Source organism: Actinoplanes sp. NPDC023936 (genome assembly GCF_040639325.1).
Taxonomy (GTDB): Bacteria; Actinomycetota; Actinomycetes; order Mycobacteriales; family Micromonosporaceae; genus Actinoplanes.
In genome coordinates, this window is the sequence record NZ_JBEZZR010000002.1 from 424,865 (window position 1) to 445,902 (window position 21,038).

Sequence of the window (21,038 nt, forward strand, 5' to 3'; positions counted from 1 at the left end):
AAGGGCATATCCTGCCCGGTCCGGACGGGTGACGCGACCTCGGGCTCGCCGGTTTTCGGAGTAACGTGGGCGGTACGGGTGACATGGCCCCCTCCCGGAGGTTCACATGACCGCGGCGATCGAGTTCCCGCGCGCTGGCGGCTGGACCGCTGAAGATCTTGAAGATCTGCCCGATGACGGCTTGCGCCGCGAGTTGCTCGATGGAGTGCTGCTCGTGTCACCCTCCCCCACGGACATCCACCAGATCATCGTCGGCCGCTTGATGGTGGCGCTCGAAGAGAGCTGCCCCAGCGACCTTCAGGTGACGCAGGGCGTGGAGATCAGGATCAGTCCCACCCGGTCGTTCATCCCGGACGTGCTGGTCGCTACGGACGAGGCCGCGCAGCGCCGCGGGCGCTACTACACGCCGAAAGAGGTCGTGCTCGCCGTCGAGATCGTGTCGCCGACGTCGCTGGCCATGGACCGGGTCACCAAGCCGGCGCTCTACGCCTCGGCCGGGATCCCCTACTACTGGCGGATCGAGACGACCAACGGCATCGTCGTGCACGCGCAGAAACTCGACCCGGAGCCGGGGATCTACCGTCCGGTCGAGATCTTCGACGGCCGGATCCGCACCCTGGAACCGTGGCCGATCGACATCCCGGTCAAGCGGCTGACGCCCCGCCATCTGGCCTCAGGTCAGGGATTTCACGGCGACGGTCAGGACTAACTGGGCCAGGGCGGTCGGGACCAGGATCAGCCAGCAGAGGCGTTGCAGCTGGTCCTCGCGCAGCCGGGGATAACTCACCCGCAGCCAGATGATCACGAAGGACAGGGCGAAGATCTTCAGCAGGGTCCAGAGCCAGCCGAGCTGATCCGGGTTCGGGCCGTGCCAGCCGCCCAGGAACAGGACAGTGGTCAGCGCCGCGATCACGACGATCCCGACGTACTCCGCGAGCAGGAAGAACGCGAAGCGCAGACCGGTGTACTCGGTCATGTAGCCGAAGACCAGCTCGGAGTCGGCGATCGGCATGTCGAACGGCGGGCGGCGGATCTCGGCGAGGCCGGCGACGAAGAAGACGAGCGCGGCCGGGGCCTGCCAGATCAGCCACCACGGACGCCACGCCTCGACGATGCCGGGCAGGCTCAGCGTGCCGGCCGCCATCGCGACACTCGCCGCGGCCAGGACCAGCGGCAACTCGTACCCGAGAAGCTGCGCGGCACCCCGCACGCCGCCGAGCAGGCTGTACTTGTTCGCCGAGCTCCACGCCGACATCAGCACGGCCACCACGCCGATCCCGAGCACGGCCAGGACCAGGAACAACCCGATGTCCAAGCTCTGGGCGACCAGGCCGCCGGGTCCGAGGGGCACGGTCAGCAACACGATCAGGTACGGGAAGAGCGCCACGATCGGGGCGAGCCGGAAGACGGCACGGTCCGCCTCGCGGGGTGTGATGTCCTCCTTCTGCACGAACTTCACACCGTCGGCGACCAGTTGGGCCCAGCCGTGGAAGGCGCCCGCGTACATCGGGCCGAGCCGGCCCTGCATGTGCGCCATCACCTTGTGCTCGGCCTGACCGACCACGAGCGGGAGAACCAGGAAGGCCGCCATCACGGCGACCACCCGGATCAGCAGGTCCAGCCAGAGCGGCATCAGTCGGTCCCCTCGGTCGGCCTCTCGGTCCCCTCGGTCGGCCTCTCGGTCCCCCCGGTCGGCCTCTCCGGACGCGGCGGGCGGGCGGGGCGCTCACCCGCGGGACGAGCAGGGCGCTCACCTGCGGGGCGGGCGGGGCGCTCGCCGCGCGCGGGGCGTTCCGGTGGGGCGACCTTGCCCTTCATCGGGCCCCACTCGTTCGGGTCGGGGACGCCCGGCGGGCGCATCGGGGCACGCTTCGCGCCGCCGCCCTCCGACTCACCCGGCTCCTTGGCGCCCGGCCACGGCTTGGCCACCCGCGCGGCCAGCACGAACTCCTTGCGCAGCGGATGCCCCTCGAACTCCGGGGGCAGCAGCAGCGGGCGCAGTCCGGGATGGCGGGCGAACCCGATGCCGAACATCTCGTGCGTCTCACGCTCGTGCCAGTCCGCGCCCGGATAGAGGTCCACCAGCGACTCGATCTCCGGCTCGTCCCGCGGGACCCGGGCCCGCAGCAGCACGCCGTGCTTGCGCCGCACCGACCAGAGGTGGGCGATCACCGTGAAGCCCTCGTCCAGCTCGTCGACGGCGGAGAGCCAGTCGAAGAAGTCACAGCCGATCGCGCCGGGGTCGCGGGCCAGCTCCGCGGCGTACCACCAGCGGCCCACCGGCACGTCGATCACGGCGCGGGCGTGCCCGGGACCGCCGCCGGAGACACCCGCCGTCGCGTTGAGCGGGAGCTGGTCGGTCGCCAGCAGGGTGACCATGCGGTCGCCGACCTCTTCTGGCGTCATGCGCCACATCCTATGGTCGCCGGAGGCCGTCGCAACGTTCCCCCGTGCACGCGCGTGTATTCCTCGTGACCGCCATCGCCGAACCGGAGAAACCCATCGCCGCCCGAGACGACCCACCGACCTTCGACGAGGTGTACGCCGCCCACTACACGGATCTGGCAGTGCAGTTGTACGCGTACGGTCGCGTGCTCCTGGCCACCGATCCGCAAGGACGTCGACCTGCCCGGAGCGCTCGGTAAGAACGTCGAGTTCTGGACGCTTTACCAGGCTGCGCCCTCGGAACGGGCGGAGACTGGATGGGCGCTGCACCCCCGCTGAAGATTGCCGGTGGCCGGGTGCAACCGGCCGCCAGGCCGCGGCGTGTAGTCGCCGTGACAGCCATCGCCACACGTGGATCGGAGACGCGGATCGCCGTGCGCCCATCCTTCGACGAGGTGTACGCCGCCCACTACGCCGATCTCACCGTGCAGCTGTACGCGTACTTCGGGGATCGCCAGGAAGCGCAGGACGTGGTCCAGGAGGCGTTCTACCGCGCGCTCCTGCGGTGGAACAGCATTTCCGGGTACGACGATCCGGTCGCCTGGATCCGCCGGGTCGCCTGGAACCTTGCGGTCAGCCGCTGGCGCCGGGCCCGGACGGCGCTCAGCTTCCTCGGCCGGCAGCGGCGGGCCGAGCCCCGATCGGAGGGTCCCGGCCCGGAGCGGGTCGCGCTGGTCGCCGCGCTCACCACGCTGCCGGACAGCCAGCGCCGCGCCCTGGTCCTGCACTACCTGGCCGACATGCCGGTGTCCGAGATCGCCCAGCGGGAGCGGGTGGCGATCGGAACCGTGAAGTCCTGGCTGCACCGGGGACGGGCCGCACTCGCCGCCCAGCTCGATGTCTCCGACCTTTCCGACAGCGCTGGAGGTGCGTGATGCCCGACCGGATCGAGGAACTCTTCGCGGACCTGCGCGCCGAGACGCTGCCCACGGTCATGCCGCCGGGTACCGGTCCGCTGCGGCGGGCCGCTCGGCGCCGCCGGTCCACTCTCGCCGCCGCCGCGGCGGTCGCGGTGCTCGCCGTGACCGGGCTGGTCGCCGTGGTCCGGCCAGACGCTTCGGTGCCGGTGGCGACGCCCGCCGGCCCGCCGGCCCCGCTCCCGGTCGCCGCGACCACCGAGCGGGTGGCCATGGCCCTCGGGATCGGTGACCCGGAGCGGCCGGAGCCCGGTGGGATCACCTTCTTCGACGGCGGTGGCCGCCTCGGCACCACCCGGGACCTGCTGGGCGGCCGATACGACGTGAAGATGGTCTGCTTCGGCACCGGGTCGATCAACGTCACGATCGGGTCGACCCCGGCGACCGTCGGGTGTGACACCGCCCAGACGACGGTGCTCACCGTGCCGCTGACCGTCGCCGAGCCGCGCGCGACGGTCACGATCGCGATCAGCCCGCAGGTGGACCAGGCGGTCTTCGGGTACCTTCCGGTGCTCGCCGACGGCGACCAGGCCCGGTACCAGCAGGAGGCGGTGGCCATGCTGCCGGACAGCGGCGCGCTGAGCACCATGTCCTCCTACCTCGCGCACAGCGAGGCGGCCCAGGATTCGACCGCGGAACCCGGCCGGTACCGGATCCGGGCGGCCTGTGTCGGATACGGCAGCGCGACGCTCACGGTCGGCCGGTCGCCCGAAGGCGCAGTGCCGGTGGACCCGAAAACCGTGAAGATCCGCTGCGGAACGACGGCCTCGCTGACCTACGACCTCCCGGCCCGCGGGCTGTACACCGCGCTCGAACCGGACGCCGACGCGTACGGCCGCAGCGCCGGGGCGATCCGGGTGGAGAAGCTCTAGAGGCCGGGGAGGCGGCCGTTGCGGAAGACGTCGACGAAGTCCTGATGGTCCTCGCGGGCCTGGTCACCGTACCTGTGGGCGAACTCCACCAGGTGCCGGACGAAACCCGCCTCGTCGGAGTCGACCACCGCGACGATCGCCTCCTCGGTGGAGAAGTCCACCAGATCGTGGCTGGACTCGTCGTCGGCGACCGAGTGCATCCGGGCCACCGCCCGGCCCAGGTCGGCGATCACACCGGTCAGCTCCTCCGGCTCGTTCACATCGGACCAGTCCAGGTCCGCCGCGTACGGGGAGACCTCGGCGACCAGCTGACCCACCCCGTCCAGCTCGGTGAAGCCCAGCCACGGGTCGGCGTGCGCCTGCAGGGCCCGCTGCGACTCGGCGGTCCGGTGGCCCTGATGCGTGAAGTACGACCGGACCCGCTCGTCGTCGATCCAGCGGGCGACGGCCGGCACCTGTGCCTGCTTCATGTAGATGACGACGTCGTTCTCCAGCGCCTCGGTGTGCCCCTCCAGCAGCAGGTTGTACGACGGGAGGCCGGCCGAGCCGATGCCGACGCCCTTGCGCAGCTTGATGTCCTTGATGTTGGTGGAGACCGGCCGGGACTGCTCCGGCAGCGTCCTCAGGTAGCTGTCGAAGGCCGCGCGCACCGCCACCTCGGTCGGGCCGTCGACGTCGTAGACGCCGTCGCCCATCGAGAACCGCCGCTCGTAGTCGTCGATCACGGTCTGCCCGGCGAGCAGGTCCACCCGGGTGTTGAGCCGGGCCTGCTGCAGCACCCGGCGCAGCACGCCGTCCGCGTTCTCCAGCGTGATCGAGCCGATCGCGTCGTCGCCGCCGTGCGCGATGGCCCGCAGCTCGGTCAGGTACGACCGGGCGAACCGGGTGACGAGCTCGGTGATGTTGTCGTCGGAGAGCGCCTTCGAGTACCCGATCAGGGCGACGCTCGCCGCGAACCGCTTCAGGTCCCAGCTGAACGGCCCGACGTACGCCTCGTCGAAGTCGTTGACGTTGAAGACCAGGTGGCCCGACGAGTTCATGTAGGTGCCGAAGTTCTCCGCGTGCAGGTCACCGTGGATCCACACCCGGCTGGTCCGCTCGTCGAGGTAGCTGTCGTCGCGGTGGTCGCCGGTGAGGTCGGCGTAGAAGAGGGCGGCGCTGCCCCGGTAGAACGCGAACGGTGACGCCGCCATCTTCCGGAACTTGCGGCGGAACGCGGCCGGGTCGATCGCCATCAGCGCGCCGAACTCACGCGTCAGCACGTCGACGATGAAGTCGGCACGAGACAGGGAACCCATGTTGATCACGCTACTCAGCCGTCGCCCGGGAGGGGCACGTCCAGGCGGATTGAAACCGCTACCCTTTCCGCTATGTCCGCTTCACGCCTGCTGCGTATCGGAACACGATCCTCGCCGATGGCCCTCGCCCAGGTGGAACGGGTCCGCCTGATGCTGGCCGAGCGCCACCCCGACGTCACGGTCGAGGTGCTGCCGCTCTCCACCAGCGGCGACCGCTGGCAGGGCTCGCTCGCCGACCTCGGCGGCAAGGGCGCCTTCACCAAGGAGGTCGACCAGGCGTTGCTGGACGGGCGGGTCGACCTCGCCGTGCACTGCGTCAAGGACGTGCCGGGCGACCGGCCCGCGCCGGCCGGCACGGTTCTCGCCGCCTACCTGGCTCGCGACGACGTGCGGGACTGCCTGATCCACCCGGGCGGCACACGGATCGACCAGCTCCCGGCCGGCTCCCGGGTGGGCACGTCGGCGGTCCGGCGGATCGCTCAGCTCGCCCTGCACCACCCGCACCTGACGGCCGTGCCGATTCGCGGCAACGCCAACTCCCGCCTCGCGAAACTCGACGCCGGGGATTACGACGCGTTGCTGCTCGCCGTCTCCGGCCTGCACCGGATCGGCCAGGAACAACGGATGACGCACCCGATCGACGTCGACACGTTCGTGCCCGCGGTCGGCTCCGGCACGCTCGTCCTGCAATGCCGCGACGACGACACCGTCGCCCGTGAGCTGGCCGAATCACTCGGCGACCGACGGGCCCGGCAGGAGACCGAGGCCGAGCGGTGGATGCTGCACATCCTGCAGGGAAGCTGCCACTCGCCGATCGCCGGTTACGCGCGCACCGAGCCGGACGGGCGGATCGGGCTGCGCGCCCGGGTGATCAGCATCGACGGGAAGACGGTGCTGGACGCGCACGAGTGGGCCACCGACCCGATCGTCCTCGGCACCTCGGTGGCGGCGGCGCTGTTACGCCAGGGCGCCCGCGAGATCCTGGACGACGCCACCCGCTAGCCGGCTCGGTCCGGCGGGCGGACGATGGGCGCCGTCAGCGACAGCGCGTCCGGGCGGGAGACGCCGCCCACGCCGGACTGCTCGGCGGCGATCTTCTCCTGGAGACGCAGGATGCCGTGCAGCAGCGCCTCCGGCCGGGGCGGGCAGCCGGGCACGTAAACGTCGACCGGGATGATCTGGTCGACGCCCTTGGTGACCGAATACGAGTCCCAGTAGGGTCCGCCGCAGTTCGAGCAGGCACCGAACGAGATCACGTACTTCGGCTCGGGCATCTGGTCGTAGAGCCGCTTGATCGCCGGTGCCATCTTGTCGGTGACCGTGCCGGAGACGACCATCAGGTCAGCTTGGCGAGGCCCGTGCGCGAACGGGATGACGCCGAGACGCATGAAGTCGTGCCGGCTCATGCTGGACGCGATGAACTCGATGGCGCAGCAGGCCAGACCGAAGTTGAACACCCACAGGGAATAGCGGCGTCCCCAGTTCAACACGAACCGGATGGGTTCACCGAGAACTCCAGGAAGCGCCATCCGGTCAACCTAACTCATCCGGATAGGGCGCGGTCAGCGTCATCGTCGCCCGAGCCACCTCCAACACGTTGGCAGGAAAGCGAGAGCCTTCCTTGTAGTAGCGAGCCCGGGTCCGGCCGACCGGCTCCAGGAGCTCAGCCGCAGCAAGGTCTCGCAGGTCACGCTGGGCTTGCTGAAGAGTCAGCCCTTCGGCCTGTTCATAGCGAGCGCGGCGGATCCGCCCGATCATGGCGACATCGTGCAAGGCGGAGGCAATCCGTTCGTCCAAGCCCGCGTCGCGAACGTAGGGCAGGAGCAACTCCCACACGGCCGTCGATTGGGCGGCCCGGGCACGCACGGTTTGAGCCTGTTGGTGATATGCCGTGAGGTTGAAGCGGATCCAACTCGAAACATCCTGGTCCGGCTGATAGACGGTGCCACGGCGTTGTAGTTCTCGATAGTAATCCCAGGTGTTGCCCGGTTCACCCAGCCAGGCCTCGATCGAGGAGAACTCCGGGGCGAGGACGCCCTCACGCGCGATCATCAAAGTTTGGAGCGAGCGAGACATTCGCCCGTTCCCGTCCGCCCATGGATGGATGGAGACGAGGTGCAGATGCGCCATGGCGGCCCGAACCAGCGGATGATGACCATCTTCGGCGTTGAGCCAGTCCACCACTTCGCTCATCAGCCCCGGCACATCGGAGGCCTCGGGAGCCGTGTAGGCGACCAGTCGCGGGTTTCGAACACTCGTGACGAAGACCGGCCCCCTGCGCCATTGTCCCGCTGATCTGCCGCGGGCATGTCGATGCCCTTGCAGCATCCAGTGCAGCCCGTTCAACAGACCCTTGCTGTAGGTGAAGTCGGGTGCGTCATGCAGGGTCTGCACGTAGGTCATCATTCGCTGGTAGGCGAGGGTCTCCTCGCGGTTCTCCTCCGAGACATCGACATCCCGCTCGCCATCCATCAAGTCCTGGACGTCTTCCGTCGAAACCTTGAAACCCTCGATGGAGTTGGATGCCGCCACGGCATCAGCTGTCAGAAACTTCCGCAACCCGAGCGTCCATTTGGCGGGGTTCTTCTGAATCTGGTGCCGCAACCGCTGGCGCATATCGTCGATTCCGATCAGCACGTCTTGATCAATCGACGTCAGGCGTGGCGATGGGTACAACATCGTTCCACGCTACACGCAATCAATTAATGATTGCGTCATTGAACTCCCGGGCGCTGCAGGTGGCTCAGGAAGCCGGTCAGGAGGGCCTTCCGCACGGCCGGCGGGGCCGCGTTGAGGACCGTGTTGACCGCTGCCATCCGGGAGAAGTCGCCGCCGCCGAGGCCCAGGCCCTCGGCCAAGCCGGCGATCAGCTCCGGGGTGATCATCTGCGGGGTCAGCGGAGGCAGCTCCGGGACCTGAACCGGGCCCTGGGCCTGCGCGGCCGCCACCGCGGACGCCAGGTCCGGCCCGAACGCCTCGGCGGTCCGGCTGACCGCGGCCGTCACGGTCAGGTGGAGGGTCGGCGGGAAGTCCGCGTACGCCATCTGGGGCTGGGTGTGCCAGCCTCGCGCGGCCAGTTCGTCGGCCAGCACGAACAGGTCGACGCCGTCGGATGCCAGGCAGACCACGCTCGTCCCGGCCGGCGCGTAGAGCCGGACGCCGTCGGCGGCGGTGACGGCTCCGGCCAGGATGGCGACCGCCTCACGGGTGCGCGCGGCCAGGTCGAGATAGCCGGAGTCGCCGATGCTGCGCAAAGTGGCGAATGCCGCGGCGATCGGGCCACCTGACCGGGTGGACGAGATCACCGGGTTGATCATGGTGTAGCCGGGCCAGTCCGCGTAGGCGAAGTACTGCGGCCGGCGCAGCTCCTCCGACGCGTGCAGCAGCACCGAGACGCCCTTCGGGGCGTAGGCGTATTTGTGCAGGTCGACCGAGATGCTGGTGACGCCGGGCACGGACAGGTCGAAGGGCGGCAGGTCGGCGCCGAGCCGCCGCAGGTACGGCAGGATCCAGCCGCCGAAGCAGGCGTCCACGTGGAACCGGACACCACGCCCGGCAGCGGCCGCGGCGAGCTGCGGGATCGGGTCGATGACGCCATGTGCGTAACTGGGCGCGGAGGCCGCGACCAGGACGGTGTCCGGGCCGATTGCCGCGGCCATCGCTTCCGGGTCCGCCTCCAACCCCTTCGCCGGTACGACGTCAAGCTCCACCCGCAGGTAGTGCGCGGCCTTGGCGAACGCCGCGTGTGCGGTGGACGGGATCACCAGGCGCGGCTTCGCGATCTCGGGGTGCGCGTCGCGCGCCGTCTTCACCGCGAGGATCAGCGACTCGGTGCCGCCGCTCGTCACGCTGCCGACCGTCTCGGCACCGCCGCCGAGCAGCCGGGCCGCCGCCCCGACCAGCGCGTTCTCCATGGCGAGCAGAGACGGGAACGCGGTCGGGTCGAGGCCGTTCACGTGGGCCGAGAGCGCGTGCGCGGCGCGGGCCAGGTCGTCCAGACCGGGAAGGTCCGGGTCGTAGACGTACGCGAAGAGCCGCCCGCCGTGCGTCGGCAGATCGGCGCCGCGCAGCTCCTCCAGTTCGGCCAGGACCTGCTCGCCGGGCACGCCCTTCTCCGGCAGCGCATCGATCACGGGACCTCCGTTCGGGTCAGTTCGCGGTACCCGCGGAGCACCACCAGCGCGGCGCCGACCAGGATCGCGGGGATGACGGTGAAACCGAGCAGCACGCCGAGGCGGGCCGTGTCGCTCTGGTCCGCGGACTCGCCGGTGGCCGAGGACGCGTACCCGAAGATCTGCAGCATGGCCGCGAAGATGCCGGGGCCGAGCGCCAGGCCGAAGGTCTCCCCCGCGGTCCACAGGCCGGTGAAGACGCCGGCCTGGCGGCGTCCGGTGCGCTCGGTGTCGTACGCGATGCAGTCCGGCAGCATCGCCAGGGCGAAGACCTGCTGGCCCGCGTAACCGGCGCCGATCACCGCGACGATTCCGTAGACCACGGCCGGCGGCAGCGCCGGGGCGGCGAGGAGCAGCAGGGCGCCGGCCGTGAACAGCAGCGACGACACGATCAGTGAGCGGAGCTTGCCCCAGCGACGGCCGGCGGCGGTCCAGAGCGGCATGACGAGCAGCGCCGGCCCGACGAACGCGGCGAACAGGAACGTCGCGCCGGAGGACTGGAAGAGCACGTGGTCGGCGAAGTACTTGACGCCGGCCAGCATCGTGCCGATGCCGGCGGCCTGGACCACGAAACAGATCAGCAGCGCGCGGAACGGCCGGTTGCCGGAGGCCACGCGCAGTTGCGCTCGCAGGCTGGGCTCGGATTCACCGGCGATGTGGGAGTCCGCTTCACGCGTACCCAGGAAGGTGGCAAGCGTGCCGACGATGATGAGTGCGCCGACGAAGGCGCCGGACCACCGGTGTCCTTCCCGGCCGCCGCCGGTGAGCTCGACGATCAGTGGGGCGAGCGCCCCGGAGACCAGGATCGCCAGCGCCAGGACCGCGACCCGCCAGGTCATCAGGCGGGTGCGTTCGGCGTAACCGTCGGTCAGCTCGGCCGGCATGGCGACGTAGGGAACCTGGAAGAACGCGTAGGCCGTGGCGGCGGCCAGGAACGCGACCGCCACGTAGGCGCCGGAGGCCGCGCTGCCGGCGAACGGCGCCCCGAAGATCGCCGCGAAGAGCACGCCCAGGAGCAGGCCGGCGACCAGCAGGAACGGTCGCCGGGAGCCGCGCCGGTCGGAGATCCGCCCGGCCACCGGGTTGACCACCACGTCCCACGCCTTCGGCAGCAGCACGAGCAGGCCGGCCGCACCGGCCGCCACGCCCAGGGTATCGGTCAGATAAGGCAGAAGAAGCAAACCGGGCACCGTGCCGAACGCGCCGGTGACCAACGAGCCCAGCGCATATCCAGCCAAAACTCCACGCGGTAATACGCCCGTCCGGGGTAACACGGGAGGGGGACCGGGTGTCGTCATCGACGCGCATCGTAACCATGATCCGGTCTCGCCGCCTACGCTCGCCGCATGACAAGCGTTGCGGCCGGGGTCGCCGCCAGCCACCCGGCGACCGCTCGCACCGGGGTGCGAGTCCTGCAGGCCGGAGGCAGTGCGGCGGACGCCGCGGTGGCGGCCGTTCTGGCGTGCTGCGTCGCCGAGACGGTCTACACCGGACTGGGTGGCGGCGGGTTCGCCACCTACTTCGAGGCGGACACCGGCGAGGTCACCTGTCTCGACTTCTTCGTCGCGGTGCCCGGCCTCGACGGCGACCGCAAGGCCGAGCCGATGGTCTCGGTCGACGTGTTCTTCGGCGGCCTGCCACAGACCTACTCGATCGGCGGGGCGAGCGTCGCCGTACCCGGAGTGCCGGCCGGTCTCGGCGAGGTGCACCGGCGCTGGGGGCGGCTGCCCTGGGCGGAGGTGGTGGCGCCGGCCGCCGGTCTGGCGCGGACCGGGGTGCTGCTCCCGGCCGCGCACGCCCGCACGCTGGAGACGTGCGCGCCGGCGCTGGCGTACGGCGCCGGCGCCGAGCTCTACCAGCCGGGCGGGCGGCTGCTCCAGGGCGACGAACTGCTCTTCCACCCCGGGCTGGCGACCGCGATGGATACCCTCGGCGAGCAGGGCCCGGACGTCTTCTACACCGGGGCGTACGCGGACGTGCTCGTCGACGCGGTCCGGGACGCCGGCGGCTCGCTCGGCCGGGCCGACCTGGCGAACTACCGGGTGGTGTCGACCGGAGTGGACCGGGCCATGCTCGCCGGGCACCGGGTCTACGCCCGGCACGACCTGAATCGGACGATCGACACGATCGCGGCGCTGCCGGACGACCTGTCCCGGCCGAAACGGGCGGCGGCCGTCGCCACCGCGCTGCGCAACCGGGGCGCGCAACGGCTCGGCGACACCACGAACGTGTCGGTGGTGGACACCGAGGGGAACGCCTGCGTGGTCACCACGACGCTCGGGCTGGGCGCCGGGGTCTGGCTGCCCGGGCTCGGCATCAACCTGAACTCGATGCTGGGCGAGGGCGAGCTGCTCACCGAGGAGCTGGTGCCGGGGCGGCGGATGGCGTCGTACATGTGCCCGCTCGTGGTGATCGCCCCGGATGGCGGGCTGGCCGTGGCGGCCGGGTCGGCGGGGGCGTCGCGGATCCGTACCGCCCTGGTGGACACGCTGCTCGGCCTGCTCGTCGACGATCTGACAGTGCCCGAGGCGATCGCCCGGCCGCGGTACCACGTGGTGGAGGAGACCGTGCACGCCGAGGCCGGCTGCCCGCCCGAGGAACTGGCCGCGCTCGCGGACGCGGGGTGGCAGGTGGTCGAGTGGCCGGAGCTGAACCACTACTTCGGCGGGGTGACCGCGGTGGGGCGGGCCGGTGCGGCCGGCGATCCCCGCCGGGGCGGGGTGGGAATTCTTCTTTAGAACGTGGGAGTTCTTCTCGGGAACGCAGCCGGCCGGCGGGGTCTCCCCCACCGGCCGGCTTTCTGTTGTCGTCAGTCGCGCTTGCCGGTCAGAACCGGCAGGCCGGCCGAACGCTGCAGGCTGACCTGCGGCGTCAGCGCGGCGCCGACCGACACGGTGACCGTGCGCCACTTGTTGCTGGTCGAGGTGGAGCTCTGCCCACCCGCCAGGATGGTCCGGCCGGTACCGGTTGTCACCCCGGTGATCGTGACCGGGACCGAGAACGCGCCGGACGCGTCACTGGTCGTGGTCGCGAGCCGGTGCGCGCCCGGGTAGATGCCGACCGTGATCCCGGTGTGCGGGGCGTATCCCGTACCGGAGATCGTCGTGGTGCCCTGCAGCCGCAGCGCCGTGCCGGCCGAGCTGATCGCCGCCCCGTACGGGGTCGGCAGCGTGGTCGGCAACGCGGGCGCCGCCGCCACCAGGCCCTTGACCGGTCCCACCGGTGTGCTGTTCATGGAGACCGAGCCGGGGACCGACCCGTGCGCGTAGACCGTCACCGTGTAGTTGGTGCCGGGCGTCACCCCCGTGATCACACACGACGTGGCCGAGGCGGCCGCGTTGCAGGTGAGCGGCGACGGGCCCCCGGTGGCGGTGGCGGTGAAGCTGGTAGCGCTGACGCCACCGGCCGGCGTGAACGACACCGTGAGGTTCCGCGCCCCGGGCGTGACCTGGACGTCCGTCGGCGCACCCGGCGCCAAGCTCGGAATCACTGTCACCGGCGCGCTCGGCGCCGAGTTGCCGCTCGCCGCCTTGCCGACGCTGACCACCGTGACCCGGTACTCCCGCAGGTTCGTCAGGCCGGTGATGATGCAGGTCAGCGCCGTGGTGTCCGGCGTGACGCAGGAGTGCGTGTCGGCCGGGTCGGTGACCGCCGTGGCGGTCGCCGTGAAGAAGGCGATGCCGTTGCCGACGGACGTCGGAGCGGCCCAGGTGACCCGGGCGCTCGCGTCCCGGCCGACGGTGCCCACACCGCTCGGCGCGCTCGGCGTGCCCGCCGACGGGCGGGTGAACATGGACTCTCCGGCCGTTGACTCGCCGGTACCGCCGAGGCCGACGGCCACCACCCCGACGGAGTACCACCGCAGGTTCTGCAGACCGGTGATCACGCATTCGGTCTCGGTGGCGTCGGCGGTACGGCAGGTGCCGCCCTCGGGCGTCGTCGTCGCCCGGTAGTAGGCGACCCGCTCGGCGGCCTGCGGAGGCGCGGTCCAGGAGACAGCGAACTGCCGGTCGCCGGGCGCCAGCTGGACCAGGGTGGGCTCGGCGGGACGGCCCGGGACGATCTCTTCCGAGAACTCCGACACCCTCTCACCGGCATTGTTGACGGCATAGACCCGGAAGCGGTACGCCGTCGCCGGTGTCAGACCCGTGACGTCGCAGGTGAAGACCAGCGCGTTCACGCAGCCGGGCGGGATGGTGACCGGCGGATCGGAGACGAGCCGGAAACCGGTCTCCGGCGCGCCCTCCTCGCCTGCCTCCCAGGTCACCCGCACGCTGGTGGGCGTGAGCGAGACCGCCGTCGGCGTGTGCGGCGTGTCCGGCATGCCGGGCACGACCGAGACGCTCGGCTGCGACGGGCTGTCACCCAGCGGTCCCGTTGCGGTCACCGTGAAGGTGTACGCGTCGTACGGGCTCAGGTCGTCGAAGACGCAGGTGGTCGCCGTGATCGCGGTGCAGCCGGCCGGCGGCGTGACGGCCGGGTCGGAGGTCACCGAGTAGCTGGTCAGCTCACCACCACCGGACGGCGTCCAGCTCAGGGTCACCGAGCCGCTCGCCCCGCCGGTGATCTGCGGCCGGCCGGGCGCGGTCGGCGGCCCGGGAATGACAGCGTTGCTGGCCGCCGAGGTGGCGCTGTCGATCGCGTTGGTGGCGGTGACCGTGAAGGTGTACTCGGTCTCCTGGTCCAGGCCGTCGAAAACGCACGTCGTGGCCGTGATGTCCAGGCACGCGGCCGGTGTGGTCGCGGCCGGGGACGCGGTCACGGTGTATCCGCCGACCGAGCCGCCGCCGATCGGGGCGTCCCAGTCGATGATCGCCTCGCCCGGGTTGTCGAGCGTCACGACCGGGGTGCCCGGCGTGTTCGGCGGGCCGGGGATGGCGACGTCGCTCGGGTCGGACTCGTCGCCGCCACCGGGGCCGATGGCGGTGACCGTGAAGGTGTACGAGGTGTTCGGGTCGAGCCCGGTGTAGGTGCACTGCAGGTCGCTGGTCTCCACGCATCCGAGCGGTGCGGACACCACCGGGTTGGAGGCGACCGTGTAGCCGGTGAGTGGGCCGCCGCCCGCTGACGCGTCCCAGGAGACGATGGCCGAGCCGGGTGTGGAGAGGCTGACCCGCGGCGCCGCCGGCCGGTCGGGCGGGCCCGGCACGATCAGGTCGCTCGACACCGAGGTGCTGAAGCTGACCACGCCGTTCGCCTGAACCTTGAACGAGACGCCGGTGTCCGGATCGAGCCCGATGATCGTGCACTCGAGGACGTCGTCGTTGACGCACTCGGCCGGCACGGACACGCCCTGGTCGGAGAGCACTGTGTAGTCGGTGACCTCGCCGCCGCCCGGTTCGGTCCAGGTCAGCCGGACGGTGCCGGTGTTGGTGACCGCGATGGCCGGTTTGTCCGGCGCGGACGGCGGGCCGGGGATCACGGCCGGGCTGGCCGCCGACGCCTGGGAGCCTCCACCGGGCCCGGTCGCCGTCACGGTGAACGTGTAGGAGACGGCCGGGTCGAGACCGGTGTAGGTGCAGTTCGTGCTGGCGGTGGCCGTGCAACCGAACGGCGCGGCCACCGCCGGGTCGGACGCGACCGTGTAGCTCGTGGTCTCGGCGCCGCTGGGCGTCGCCCAGCTCACCTGCACCGAGCCGGAACCGTTCACCAGGACGCTCGGAGCGGCCGGGGTGTCCGGCGGTCCGGGGATGACCTCCGCGCTGAGGATGGACGTCGAGGTGTCGACCGGGTTCTCCGCCGCGATCTGGAAGGCGATCGGAGTCGCCGGGTCCAGGCCGGTGATGGAGCAGGTCAGGTTCGTGGTGTCGATGCACGAGTCGGGCAGATCCACGACCGGGTCGGCGATCAGCAGGTACGAGGTCACCGCGCCGCCGCCCGGCCGCAGCCAGGAGACGTCGACCGCACCGGTGCCGGTGACCTCCACGGTCGGCGGCAGCGGGACGTCCGGCGCGCCGGGCGTCACTGGGTCGGTGGCCGGCGAGGTCGGCGAGACGCCCCAGGCGGCCGTCGCCGTCACGGTGAAGTCGTACTCCGTGCCCGGATCGAGGCCGCTGACCACGCACTCGAGTGCCTGAGTCGCGGTACAGCCGGGGTCGATGCCGTCGTCCGAGTTGACCGTGTAGCTGAGCACCTCGCCGCCGCCGGGCTCGGCCCAGCGGATGGTGAGCTGGCCCTCGGCGGTCACCTCGACGGTCGGTTTCGCCGGCTCGGCCGGCGGACCGGCGATCACCGGGTCGGTCGCCGCCGATTCCGCGGGCGCGCCGACATCGCCGTTCGCGATGACCGTGAAGGTGTAGGCGGTCGACTCGCTCAGCCCGGTGAAGCTGCACGTGGTCACCGGGTCGTCGTCGCACTCCGCCGGGATCGGCGCGGCGTTCGAGGTGACCGTGTAGGTGTCGACCGGGCCGCCGCCGGGCGTGGCCCAGTTGAGGGTGAGCGCACCGGGGCCGTCGATGGTGACGGTCGGCGCGCCCGGGGCGTCCGGCGGTCCGGGAATCACCGGAGAGCTGGAGGACGAGGTCGCCGAATCGAGCACGTTCGTGGCGGTGACCGTGAACGTGTGGGCCAGGTCCTCGTTGAGACCGGTGACCACACAGGTGGTGTTCAGGGTGTCGACGCATTCGGCCGGGATCTCGACACCCTGGTCGGAGGCGACCGTGTAGCCGGTCACCGCGCCACCGCCACCGGCGCTCCAGGTGAGCGTCAGCTCGCCGATGCCGGTGGCCTCGACGGCGGGTGCGGCCGGCGCGAGCGGGGCGCCCGGGATCACCGGGTCGCTCGGGTCCGAGGCGTTCGGCCCGGCGGCGTTCGCCGCGGTCACCGTGAACGTGTACGTGGTCTGGTCGTCCAGCCCGGTCACGACGCACTCCAGCGCGTCGATTTCCTGGCAGTCACCGACCGGTCCGCCCTGGTCCGAGGAGACCGAGTATCCGTCGACCGTGCCGCCGCCCGGAGCGGACCAGGTGACCGTCACCTCGCCGACGTCGGTGATCACGACATTCGGTTTCGCCGGAGCGTCCGGAGGTCCCGGAATCACCGGGTCGCTGACCGGTGACGTCGACGACGCGCCGGAGGCACGGGCGACCACCGTGAAGGTGTACTCCGTGGCGGGATCCAGGTTGTCGAAGACGCAGTCCGTGTTGGCGGTGGCGTCGCAGCCGGCCGGCGCCTGCTCGGCCGGGTCGGACACCACCGTGTAGTCGATCGGTGTGGCGGCGCCGACGGGGGCTTCCCAGTCGACGGTGACCTGACCCGAGCCGGTCAGCGAGACAGCCGGTTTCAGCATCGCCGCGGGCGCGCCCGGGGTGATCGCCGCGGAGGCCGGCGTCGCGGCCGACGGACCGCTGCCGCCGTTCGCCCCGGCGCCGTTGGCCCGGACCGTGAACGTGTACTCGGTGGCCGGGTCGAGGCCGTCGAAGTCGCAGGTGGTCGCACTCACGTTGGTGCAGTTCGCGGACGTGTCGGACGGGGTCGACGTCACCGTGTACGAGCCGACCGGGGTTCCGCCGCTCGGGGCGCTCCAGGTGAGCCGGACCGTGTCGTCCGCCTGGTAGGCCACGGTCGGCGCGGCCGGCGGCGCGTCCGGCGGACCGGGCACGATCGCGTTGGTGGCCGCGCTCAGCGCGGTGGTGCCGGTGGCGCCGACGCCCACGGCCGCGACCTTGAAGGTGTACGACGTGCCGGTCACCAGGTTCCCGAGCGTGCAGCTCGTGGCGGAGTCCGGCAGGTCCGCGACGCAGGTGCCGGTGGCGCCGGAGACGGCCGGTGTCGGCGTCACCCGGAACGTCTCGATCCCGGTGGTGATGCCCGGCTGGGTCCAGGAGATCTGCACCTCACGGCCGTTGCCGGTGAAGGTGGCCGCCGGTGACGTCGGCACCGCCGGGGGGCCGGTCAGCACTGTCGCGGAGCTGTCGCTCGGCTCCGAACAGTCCAGGTAGTTGTCGGCGGTCGGACAGGCCACCACCGCGACCGTGTACTGCGTGTTCGCCACCAGGCCCTGGATCGTGCAGGCCCGCGAAGCGTCGGCGGTCACACACGTCACGTTGCCCGGGGTCGTGGTCGCGATGTAGTGGTGAACGACGTCCTCGTCGGTCTCCGGGTCGTCCGGTGGCGCGTCCCAGGTGACCGAGATGGCGCGCCGTCCCGGCGTCACCTGCACGTTGGTGGGCTGGTTCAACTGGACCGCCAGGGCCGCCGCCGGGAGTGCGGTCACCACCGCCGCGACGGCGAGTATTGATGCCGCCGCCCCCACCATCCATCTGGAAAGACTTCGCCGGCGACCCGGCCCCGCTGTTCGCACTGCTGCCACCCCCGTGGTTCGACGCCCGGGGCGTCGCCCCGGGCATGGTCGTCAACCACAACGTAGCCAGTGCTGTCCTGAAAAATGCTCAAATCGGGGACTAAACGGGCGTCACATCGTCCGGGCGGCGGTTTCCTCAGCGGCATCCGCGGTCTCCCGCAACGCCACGTCCAGGTCGGTCGCGCTCAGACCGAAGGTGCGCTCGGTCAGCGAGCTGTCCATCACGAACGGCGCGTAGAACTGGTAATCCATCTCGGCCACCTCCCGGGCGATCGGGACGACCAGCCCGGCCGTACGCATCACGAATCTCGGCAGGCTGTGGATCTTCAGCTGCGGCTGGCCGGTGAGCTCGCAGTAGCGCGCGGCCATCTGACGGATGGTGATCGGAGCGGGCGAGGGGACGTGCCAGCCCTTCCCGTACGCCCGGTCGTCGCGGGCGAGAGTGATCAGGGCACGGGCCATGTCGCCGGTGTAGGTGAAGGTGTGCGGCAGGTCCACGTTCGCCGGGCCCCAGGCCGCGCGGCCCTTCCGGATGGCCGGCAGCAGGACGGTGGAGAAGATCCCGGCCGTACCGGCGCCGACGTAGTCCGAGCCCCGGACCTCGACCGTGCGCACCCCGCTGTCCAGGGCGTCCTGCCACATCCGGTTACGGATGCGGCCCTTGCGGCCGGTCGCGGCGGGCGGGGTGTTCTCGGTCATCCGGCCGCCGGGCTGGGGGCCGTAACCGTACAGATTCCCGGTGATCGCGTAGACCGCGCCGGCCGCCTTCGCCGCGGCGAGCATCGCGTCGTTCATCGGAAACCAGAGTTTCTCCCACTCGGTGTACTTCGGATTGGCACAGTTGTAGAGGATCTCGGCGCCGTCGGTCAGCTCGGTGAGGCGGCGGGCGTCGGCGGCGTCGGCGGCCACCCGCTCGATCAGCGGGTGCTCCGGGCCGCGGCCGCTCCGGGTGACGACCCTGACGCTTTCCCCCTGGTCAGCGAGGAGAGAAGCGACCTTCGACCCGATCGGCCCCGAACCGACGACGACGTGCTGTGCCATGGCGATCTCCTTTGTGAGCACTGCTCTCTGTCGAGAACGACAGTCGCACAAGTATCGCTCAAATTCAAGAGCACTGCTCTCGTTGTGGCACACTGACTCCCCATGAGTGCCGCGAACCTGCGGGCCCGGGTTCGGGCCGAGATGACCGAAGAGATCAAGACGGTGGCCCGCCGCCACCTCGCCACCGACGGCGCGAACCTGTCACTGCGCGGGGTCGCCCGTGACCTGCAGATGGCCTCGTCAGCGGTGTACCGCTACTTCGCCAGCCGTGACGACCTGCTGACCGCGCTGATCATCGACGCGTACAACGAGGTCGGCGACGCCGCCGAGCGGGCCGCCGCGGCCGGGACGACGCCGCTGGAGAAGTGGCTCGCGGCCTGCCACGCGATGCGGGACTGGGCTCTCGCCAACCCGCACCAGTGGGCGCTGATCTACGGCAGCCCGGTCCCCGGCTACCAGGCGCCGCAGGACACCGTCGGGCCGGCGACCCGGGTCCTGCTCCTGCTCGGTGCGACGCTCGGCGAGGCGTACCGGAACGGTCTTGTCCGCGAGCGGGAACCGCTGAGCGGAGGTTTCGCACGCGAGCTGGAGCCGATCGCGGCCTCGTTCATGCCGGGCCTGCCGCCGCGCGTCGTCGCCGACACCCTCTCCGCGTTCTTCCAGCTCTGCGGCGCGATCAGCGCCGAGCTGTTCGGCCAGCTCAACAACTCGATCGACGACGACCGGCGCGGGTTCTTCGAGTATCAGATGCGGTCAGCCGCGTCGCTGGCCGGCCTGGTCTGACGCCGCGCGTGCAGGACGTGCCCGCCGGGCGTCTGCGGTGGCACGTCCGGGCGGCCGAAATAACGCGCCGCGAGCGCCGACGGACCCAGGTCCTCGATCGCGGTGAAGCCATGTCCGCGCAGCTCAGCATCGATTTCGTCGGGCTCGAAGTAGGTCAGCCACGGTTCGCCGAGCTTGGCCACCCGCGCGGCCCGCGCCTCCAGGGCGGCCCGGCGGTCAGGTGACATCCGCTCCGGCGACTGCGCGTAGTCGAAGACCACCTCGTTGCCCTCGGCCGCAGCCACGAAGGAGAGTGTCTCGGCGAAGCCCTCGCCGGTCAGGTACGGCACCACGCCCAGCCAGAGGAAGAACGCCGGACCGTCGAGGGCCACGTTCAGTGACTCATGCTCGAAATCCACGCCGGCGTAGCGGACGTTCCCCGGCACCGCGATGCCGGTCTCGGCCAGCCGCTCACGCTTCCAGGCCTGCGTGTCCGGGTGATCGACTTCGGTCACCCGCAACTGCGGGTGCGGGTTGCGGTAGGCGAACGTGTCCAGTCCCGCGCCGAGGATCACCAGCTCGCGCACCCCGCGCGTGACGGCCGCCCCGATCGCGTCCTCGGCGAAACGCGTCCGCGCCGCGATGAACAGCCGCATCGCCGCCCGCGGTGCGTCCGCCAGGAGATCCGCTCGCGGTTCATTCAGGATTCGTACGGCGAGAGGGTCCCGGAAGATCGACCCCTCCTCGATCAGCTGGTGCGCGGCTCGATAGCGCGCGGCGCTCCACGCCGTCCGGCTCGGCTCACCGTTGCGCATCAGAGCGTCCACCCGGCTTCCATCATCTGGGCGTCCACCCGGCTTCTCTTCATCAGGGCATCCACCCTGCTTTTGTCATCTGGACCCGCTCGCCGCGCATCGGCACGCCCTCCGCCAGCAGCCGGGCGCGCGCCTCCCGCTCGTGCCCCGGTGGGAGCCGGCCGCTGCTGCTCACCACCCGATGCCACGGCACGCCGCCACCGTGCCGGGCCATGATCGTGCCGACCTGGCGCGGCGAGTTGCGGCCGGAGCGCTCGGCCAGGGCGTCGGCGATCGCGCCGTACGACATGACCCGCCCCTCCGGGATGGCCTCCACCATCGTCAGGACGTGTTCGACGTACTCCTCGGGTGTCATCAATCGCCACCATATGGGATCTGACCGCGATCGACAGCGGCCCGCCTTGCAGAATGGGC

18 protein-coding genes are annotated in these 21,038 nt (G+C 71.0%); 7 read left to right on the forward strand and 11 right to left on the reverse strand.

All coding sequences use genetic code 11. The features are described from left to right. Positions 1-106 precede the first annotated feature (106 nt). A complete protein-coding gene (locus tag AB0F72_RS04270) occupies positions 107-709 on the forward strand; it encodes a Uma2 family endonuclease (RefSeq protein ID WP_360424869.1) in 603 nt (200 codons plus the stop codon). Here AB0F72_RS04270 and AB0F72_RS04275 read toward each other — a convergent pair. Together AB0F72_RS04275 and AB0F72_RS04280 are read right to left on the reverse strand one after the other, a co-directional pair. Then, a complete protein-coding gene (locus tag AB0F72_RS04275; protein ID WP_360424872.1) occupies positions 674-1,633 on the reverse strand; it encodes a complex I subunit 1 family protein in 960 nt (319 codons plus the stop codon). The genes AB0F72_RS04270 and AB0F72_RS04275 overlap by 36 nt on opposite strands. Then, on the reverse strand, positions 1,633-2,406 hold the full coding sequence (locus AB0F72_RS04280; protein ID WP_360424875.1) for an NADH-quinone oxidoreductase subunit C: 774 nt from the start codon (positions 2,404-2,406) through the stop codon (positions 1,633-1,635). The genes AB0F72_RS04275 and AB0F72_RS04280 overlap by 1 nt, the downstream gene beginning before the upstream one ends. Positions 2,407-2,450: 44 nt before the next feature. Here AB0F72_RS04280 and AB0F72_RS04285 point away from each other — a divergent pair, with 44 nt between their 5' ends. From AB0F72_RS04285 to AB0F72_RS04295, 3 genes are all read left to right on the forward strand, one after another. After that, the gene (locus AB0F72_RS04285) at positions 2,451-2,645 is read left to right on the forward strand and encodes a hypothetical protein (RefSeq protein WP_360424878.1); all 195 of its coding nucleotides are present in this window, start codon (positions 2,451-2,453) and stop codon (positions 2,643-2,645) included. A 174-nt stretch (positions 2,646-2,819) separates the two neighbouring features. Further along, on the forward strand, positions 2,820-3,320 hold the full coding sequence (locus tag AB0F72_RS04290; protein WP_360424881.1) for a SigE family RNA polymerase sigma factor: 501 nt from the start codon (positions 2,820-2,822) through the stop codon (positions 3,318-3,320). Then, entirely contained in the window at positions 3,320-4,234 is a 915-nt protein-coding gene (locus tag AB0F72_RS04295; protein WP_360424884.1) for a hypothetical protein, read from the forward strand. Before AB0F72_RS04290 ends, AB0F72_RS04295 begins: the two co-directional genes overlap by 1 nt. Here the strand turns inward: AB0F72_RS04295 and AB0F72_RS04300 are convergent. After that, positions 4,231-5,532 carry a DUF2252 domain-containing protein gene (locus tag AB0F72_RS04300; RefSeq protein ID WP_360424887.1) on the reverse strand — a complete coding sequence of 434 codons (1,302 nt, stop codon included), beginning with the start codon at positions 5,530-5,532 and terminating at the stop codon, positions 4,231-4,233. The two genes, AB0F72_RS04295 and AB0F72_RS04300, sit on opposite strands and share 4 nt — an antisense overlap. A 72-nt stretch (positions 5,533-5,604) precedes the next feature. Between AB0F72_RS04300 and hemC the strand changes: the two genes are divergently transcribed. Further along, positions 5,605-6,534 carry a hydroxymethylbilane synthase gene (gene hemC, locus AB0F72_RS04305; protein ID WP_360424890.1) on the forward strand — a complete coding sequence of 310 codons (930 nt, stop codon included), beginning with the start codon at positions 5,605-5,607 and terminating at the stop codon, positions 6,532-6,534. On the opposite strand, the gene AB0F72_RS04310 is transcribed toward hemC, so the two are convergent. Genes AB0F72_RS04310 through AB0F72_RS04325 form a run of 4 tightly spaced genes read right to left on the reverse strand, consistent with a single transcriptional unit; the run spans position 6,531 to position 11,002 of the window. Further along, positions 6,531-7,061, reverse strand: coding sequence for an NADH-quinone oxidoreductase subunit B family protein (locus AB0F72_RS04310; RefSeq protein WP_360424893.1), 531 nt, complete (start codon positions 7,059-7,061; stop codon positions 6,531-6,533). The two genes, hemC and AB0F72_RS04310, sit on opposite strands and share 4 nt — an antisense overlap. 4 nt (positions 7,062-7,065) lie before the next feature. Beyond that, positions 7,066-8,211 carry a Fic family protein gene (locus tag AB0F72_RS04315; protein WP_360424896.1) on the reverse strand — a complete coding sequence of 382 codons (1,146 nt, stop codon included), beginning with the start codon at positions 8,209-8,211 and terminating at the stop codon, positions 7,066-7,068. Between the two features lie 35 nt (positions 8,212-8,246). Next, the gene (locus tag AB0F72_RS04320) at positions 8,247-9,665 is read right to left on the reverse strand and encodes an aminotransferase class V-fold PLP-dependent enzyme (RefSeq protein ID WP_360424899.1); all 1,419 of its coding nucleotides are present in this window, start codon (positions 9,663-9,665) and stop codon (positions 8,247-8,249) included. Then, a complete protein-coding gene (locus tag AB0F72_RS04325) occupies positions 9,662-11,002 on the reverse strand; it encodes an MFS transporter (protein WP_360424901.1) in 1,341 nt (446 codons plus the stop codon). The genes AB0F72_RS04320 and AB0F72_RS04325 overlap by 4 nt, the downstream gene beginning before the upstream one ends. A 48-nt stretch (positions 11,003-11,050) precedes the next feature. Here AB0F72_RS04325 and AB0F72_RS04330 point away from each other — a divergent pair, with 48 nt between their 5' ends. Then, on the forward strand, positions 11,051-12,442 hold the full coding sequence (locus AB0F72_RS04330) for a gamma-glutamyltransferase (RefSeq protein WP_360424903.1): 1,392 nt from the start codon (positions 11,051-11,053) through the stop codon (positions 12,440-12,442). A gap of 71 nt (positions 12,443-12,513) precedes the next feature. Here AB0F72_RS04330 and AB0F72_RS04335 read toward each other — a convergent pair whose 3' ends face one another. Continuing rightward, positions 12,514-17,922: a fibronectin type III domain-containing protein gene (locus AB0F72_RS04335; protein ID WP_360424906.1), complete on the reverse strand. Its 5,409-nt coding sequence runs from the start codon at positions 17,920-17,922 to the stop codon at positions 12,514-12,516. Positions 17,923-18,117: 195 nt separating this feature from the next. Continuing rightward, on the reverse strand, positions 18,118-19,047 hold the full coding sequence (locus tag AB0F72_RS04340) for an NAD-dependent epimerase/dehydratase family protein (RefSeq protein WP_360424909.1): 930 nt from the start codon (positions 19,045-19,047) through the stop codon (positions 18,118-18,120). A gap of 102 nt (positions 19,048-19,149) precedes the next feature. On the opposite strand from AB0F72_RS04340, the gene AB0F72_RS04345 reads away from it, so the two are divergent. Continuing rightward, complete coding sequence (locus tag AB0F72_RS04345) at positions 19,150-19,830, forward strand: TetR/AcrR family transcriptional regulator (RefSeq protein WP_360424912.1); 681 nt, start codon at positions 19,150-19,152, stop codon at positions 19,828-19,830. Here AB0F72_RS04345 and AB0F72_RS04350 read toward each other — a convergent pair. Together AB0F72_RS04350 and AB0F72_RS04355 are read right to left on the reverse strand one after the other, a co-directional pair. After that, complete coding sequence (locus tag AB0F72_RS04350; RefSeq protein WP_360424915.1) at positions 19,791-20,636, reverse strand: SAM-dependent methyltransferase; 846 nt, start codon at positions 20,634-20,636, stop codon at positions 19,791-19,793. The two genes, AB0F72_RS04345 and AB0F72_RS04350, sit on opposite strands and share 40 nt — an antisense overlap. Before the next feature lie 40 nt (positions 20,637-20,676). Next, positions 20,677-20,979 (reverse strand): MGMT family protein, encoded by a 303-nt coding sequence (locus AB0F72_RS04355; protein WP_360424918.1) that lies wholly within the window; start codon positions 20,977-20,979, stop codon positions 20,677-20,679. Between the last annotated feature and the right edge of the window lie 59 nt (positions 20,980-21,038).

Excerpts from the sequence above, each read along its gene's own strand:
- AB0F72_RS04270 (WP_360424869.1), top strand. The coding sequence starts at position 107 with ATGACCGCGGCGATCGAGTTCCCGCGCGCTGGCGGCTGGACCGCTGAA.
- AB0F72_RS04275 (WP_360424872.1), bottom strand. The coding sequence starts at position 1,633 with ATGCCGCTCTGGCTGGACCTGCTGATCCGGGTGGTCGCCGTGATGGCG.
- AB0F72_RS04280 (WP_360424875.1), bottom strand. The coding sequence starts at position 2,406 with ATGACGCCAGAAGAGGTCGGCGACCGCATGGTCACCCTGCTGGCGACC.
- AB0F72_RS04295 (WP_360424884.1), top strand. The coding sequence starts at position 3,320 with ATGCCCGACCGGATCGAGGAACTCTTCGCGGACCTGCGCGCCGAGACG.
- AB0F72_RS04300 (WP_360424887.1), bottom strand. The coding sequence starts at position 5,532 with ATGGGTTCCCTGTCTCGTGCCGACTTCATCGTCGACGTGCTGACGCGT.
- hemC (WP_360424890.1), top strand. The coding sequence starts at position 5,605 with ATGTCCGCTTCACGCCTGCTGCGTATCGGAACACGATCCTCGCCGATG.
- AB0F72_RS04310 (WP_360424893.1), bottom strand. The coding sequence starts at position 7,061 with ATGGCGCTTCCTGGAGTTCTCGGTGAACCCATCCGGTTCGTGTTGAAC.
- AB0F72_RS04315 (WP_360424896.1), bottom strand. The coding sequence starts at position 8,211 with ATGTTGTACCCATCGCCACGCCTGACGTCGATTGATCAAGACGTGCTG.
- AB0F72_RS04325 (WP_360424901.1), bottom strand. The coding sequence starts at position 11,002 with ATGACGACACCCGGTCCCCCTCCCGTGTTACCCCGGACGGGCGTATTA.
- AB0F72_RS04330 (WP_360424903.1), top strand. The coding sequence starts at position 11,051 with ATGACAAGCGTTGCGGCCGGGGTCGCCGCCAGCCACCCGGCGACCGCT.
- AB0F72_RS04340 (WP_360424909.1), bottom strand. The coding sequence starts at position 19,047 with ATGGCACAGCACGTCGTCGTCGGTTCGGGGCCGATCGGGTCGAAGGTC.
- AB0F72_RS04345 (WP_360424912.1), top strand. The coding sequence starts at position 19,150 with ATGAGTGCCGCGAACCTGCGGGCCCGGGTTCGGGCCGAGATGACCGAA.
- AB0F72_RS04355 (WP_360424918.1), bottom strand. The coding sequence starts at position 20,979 with ATGACACCCGAGGAGTACGTCGAACACGTCCTGACGATGGTGGAGGCC.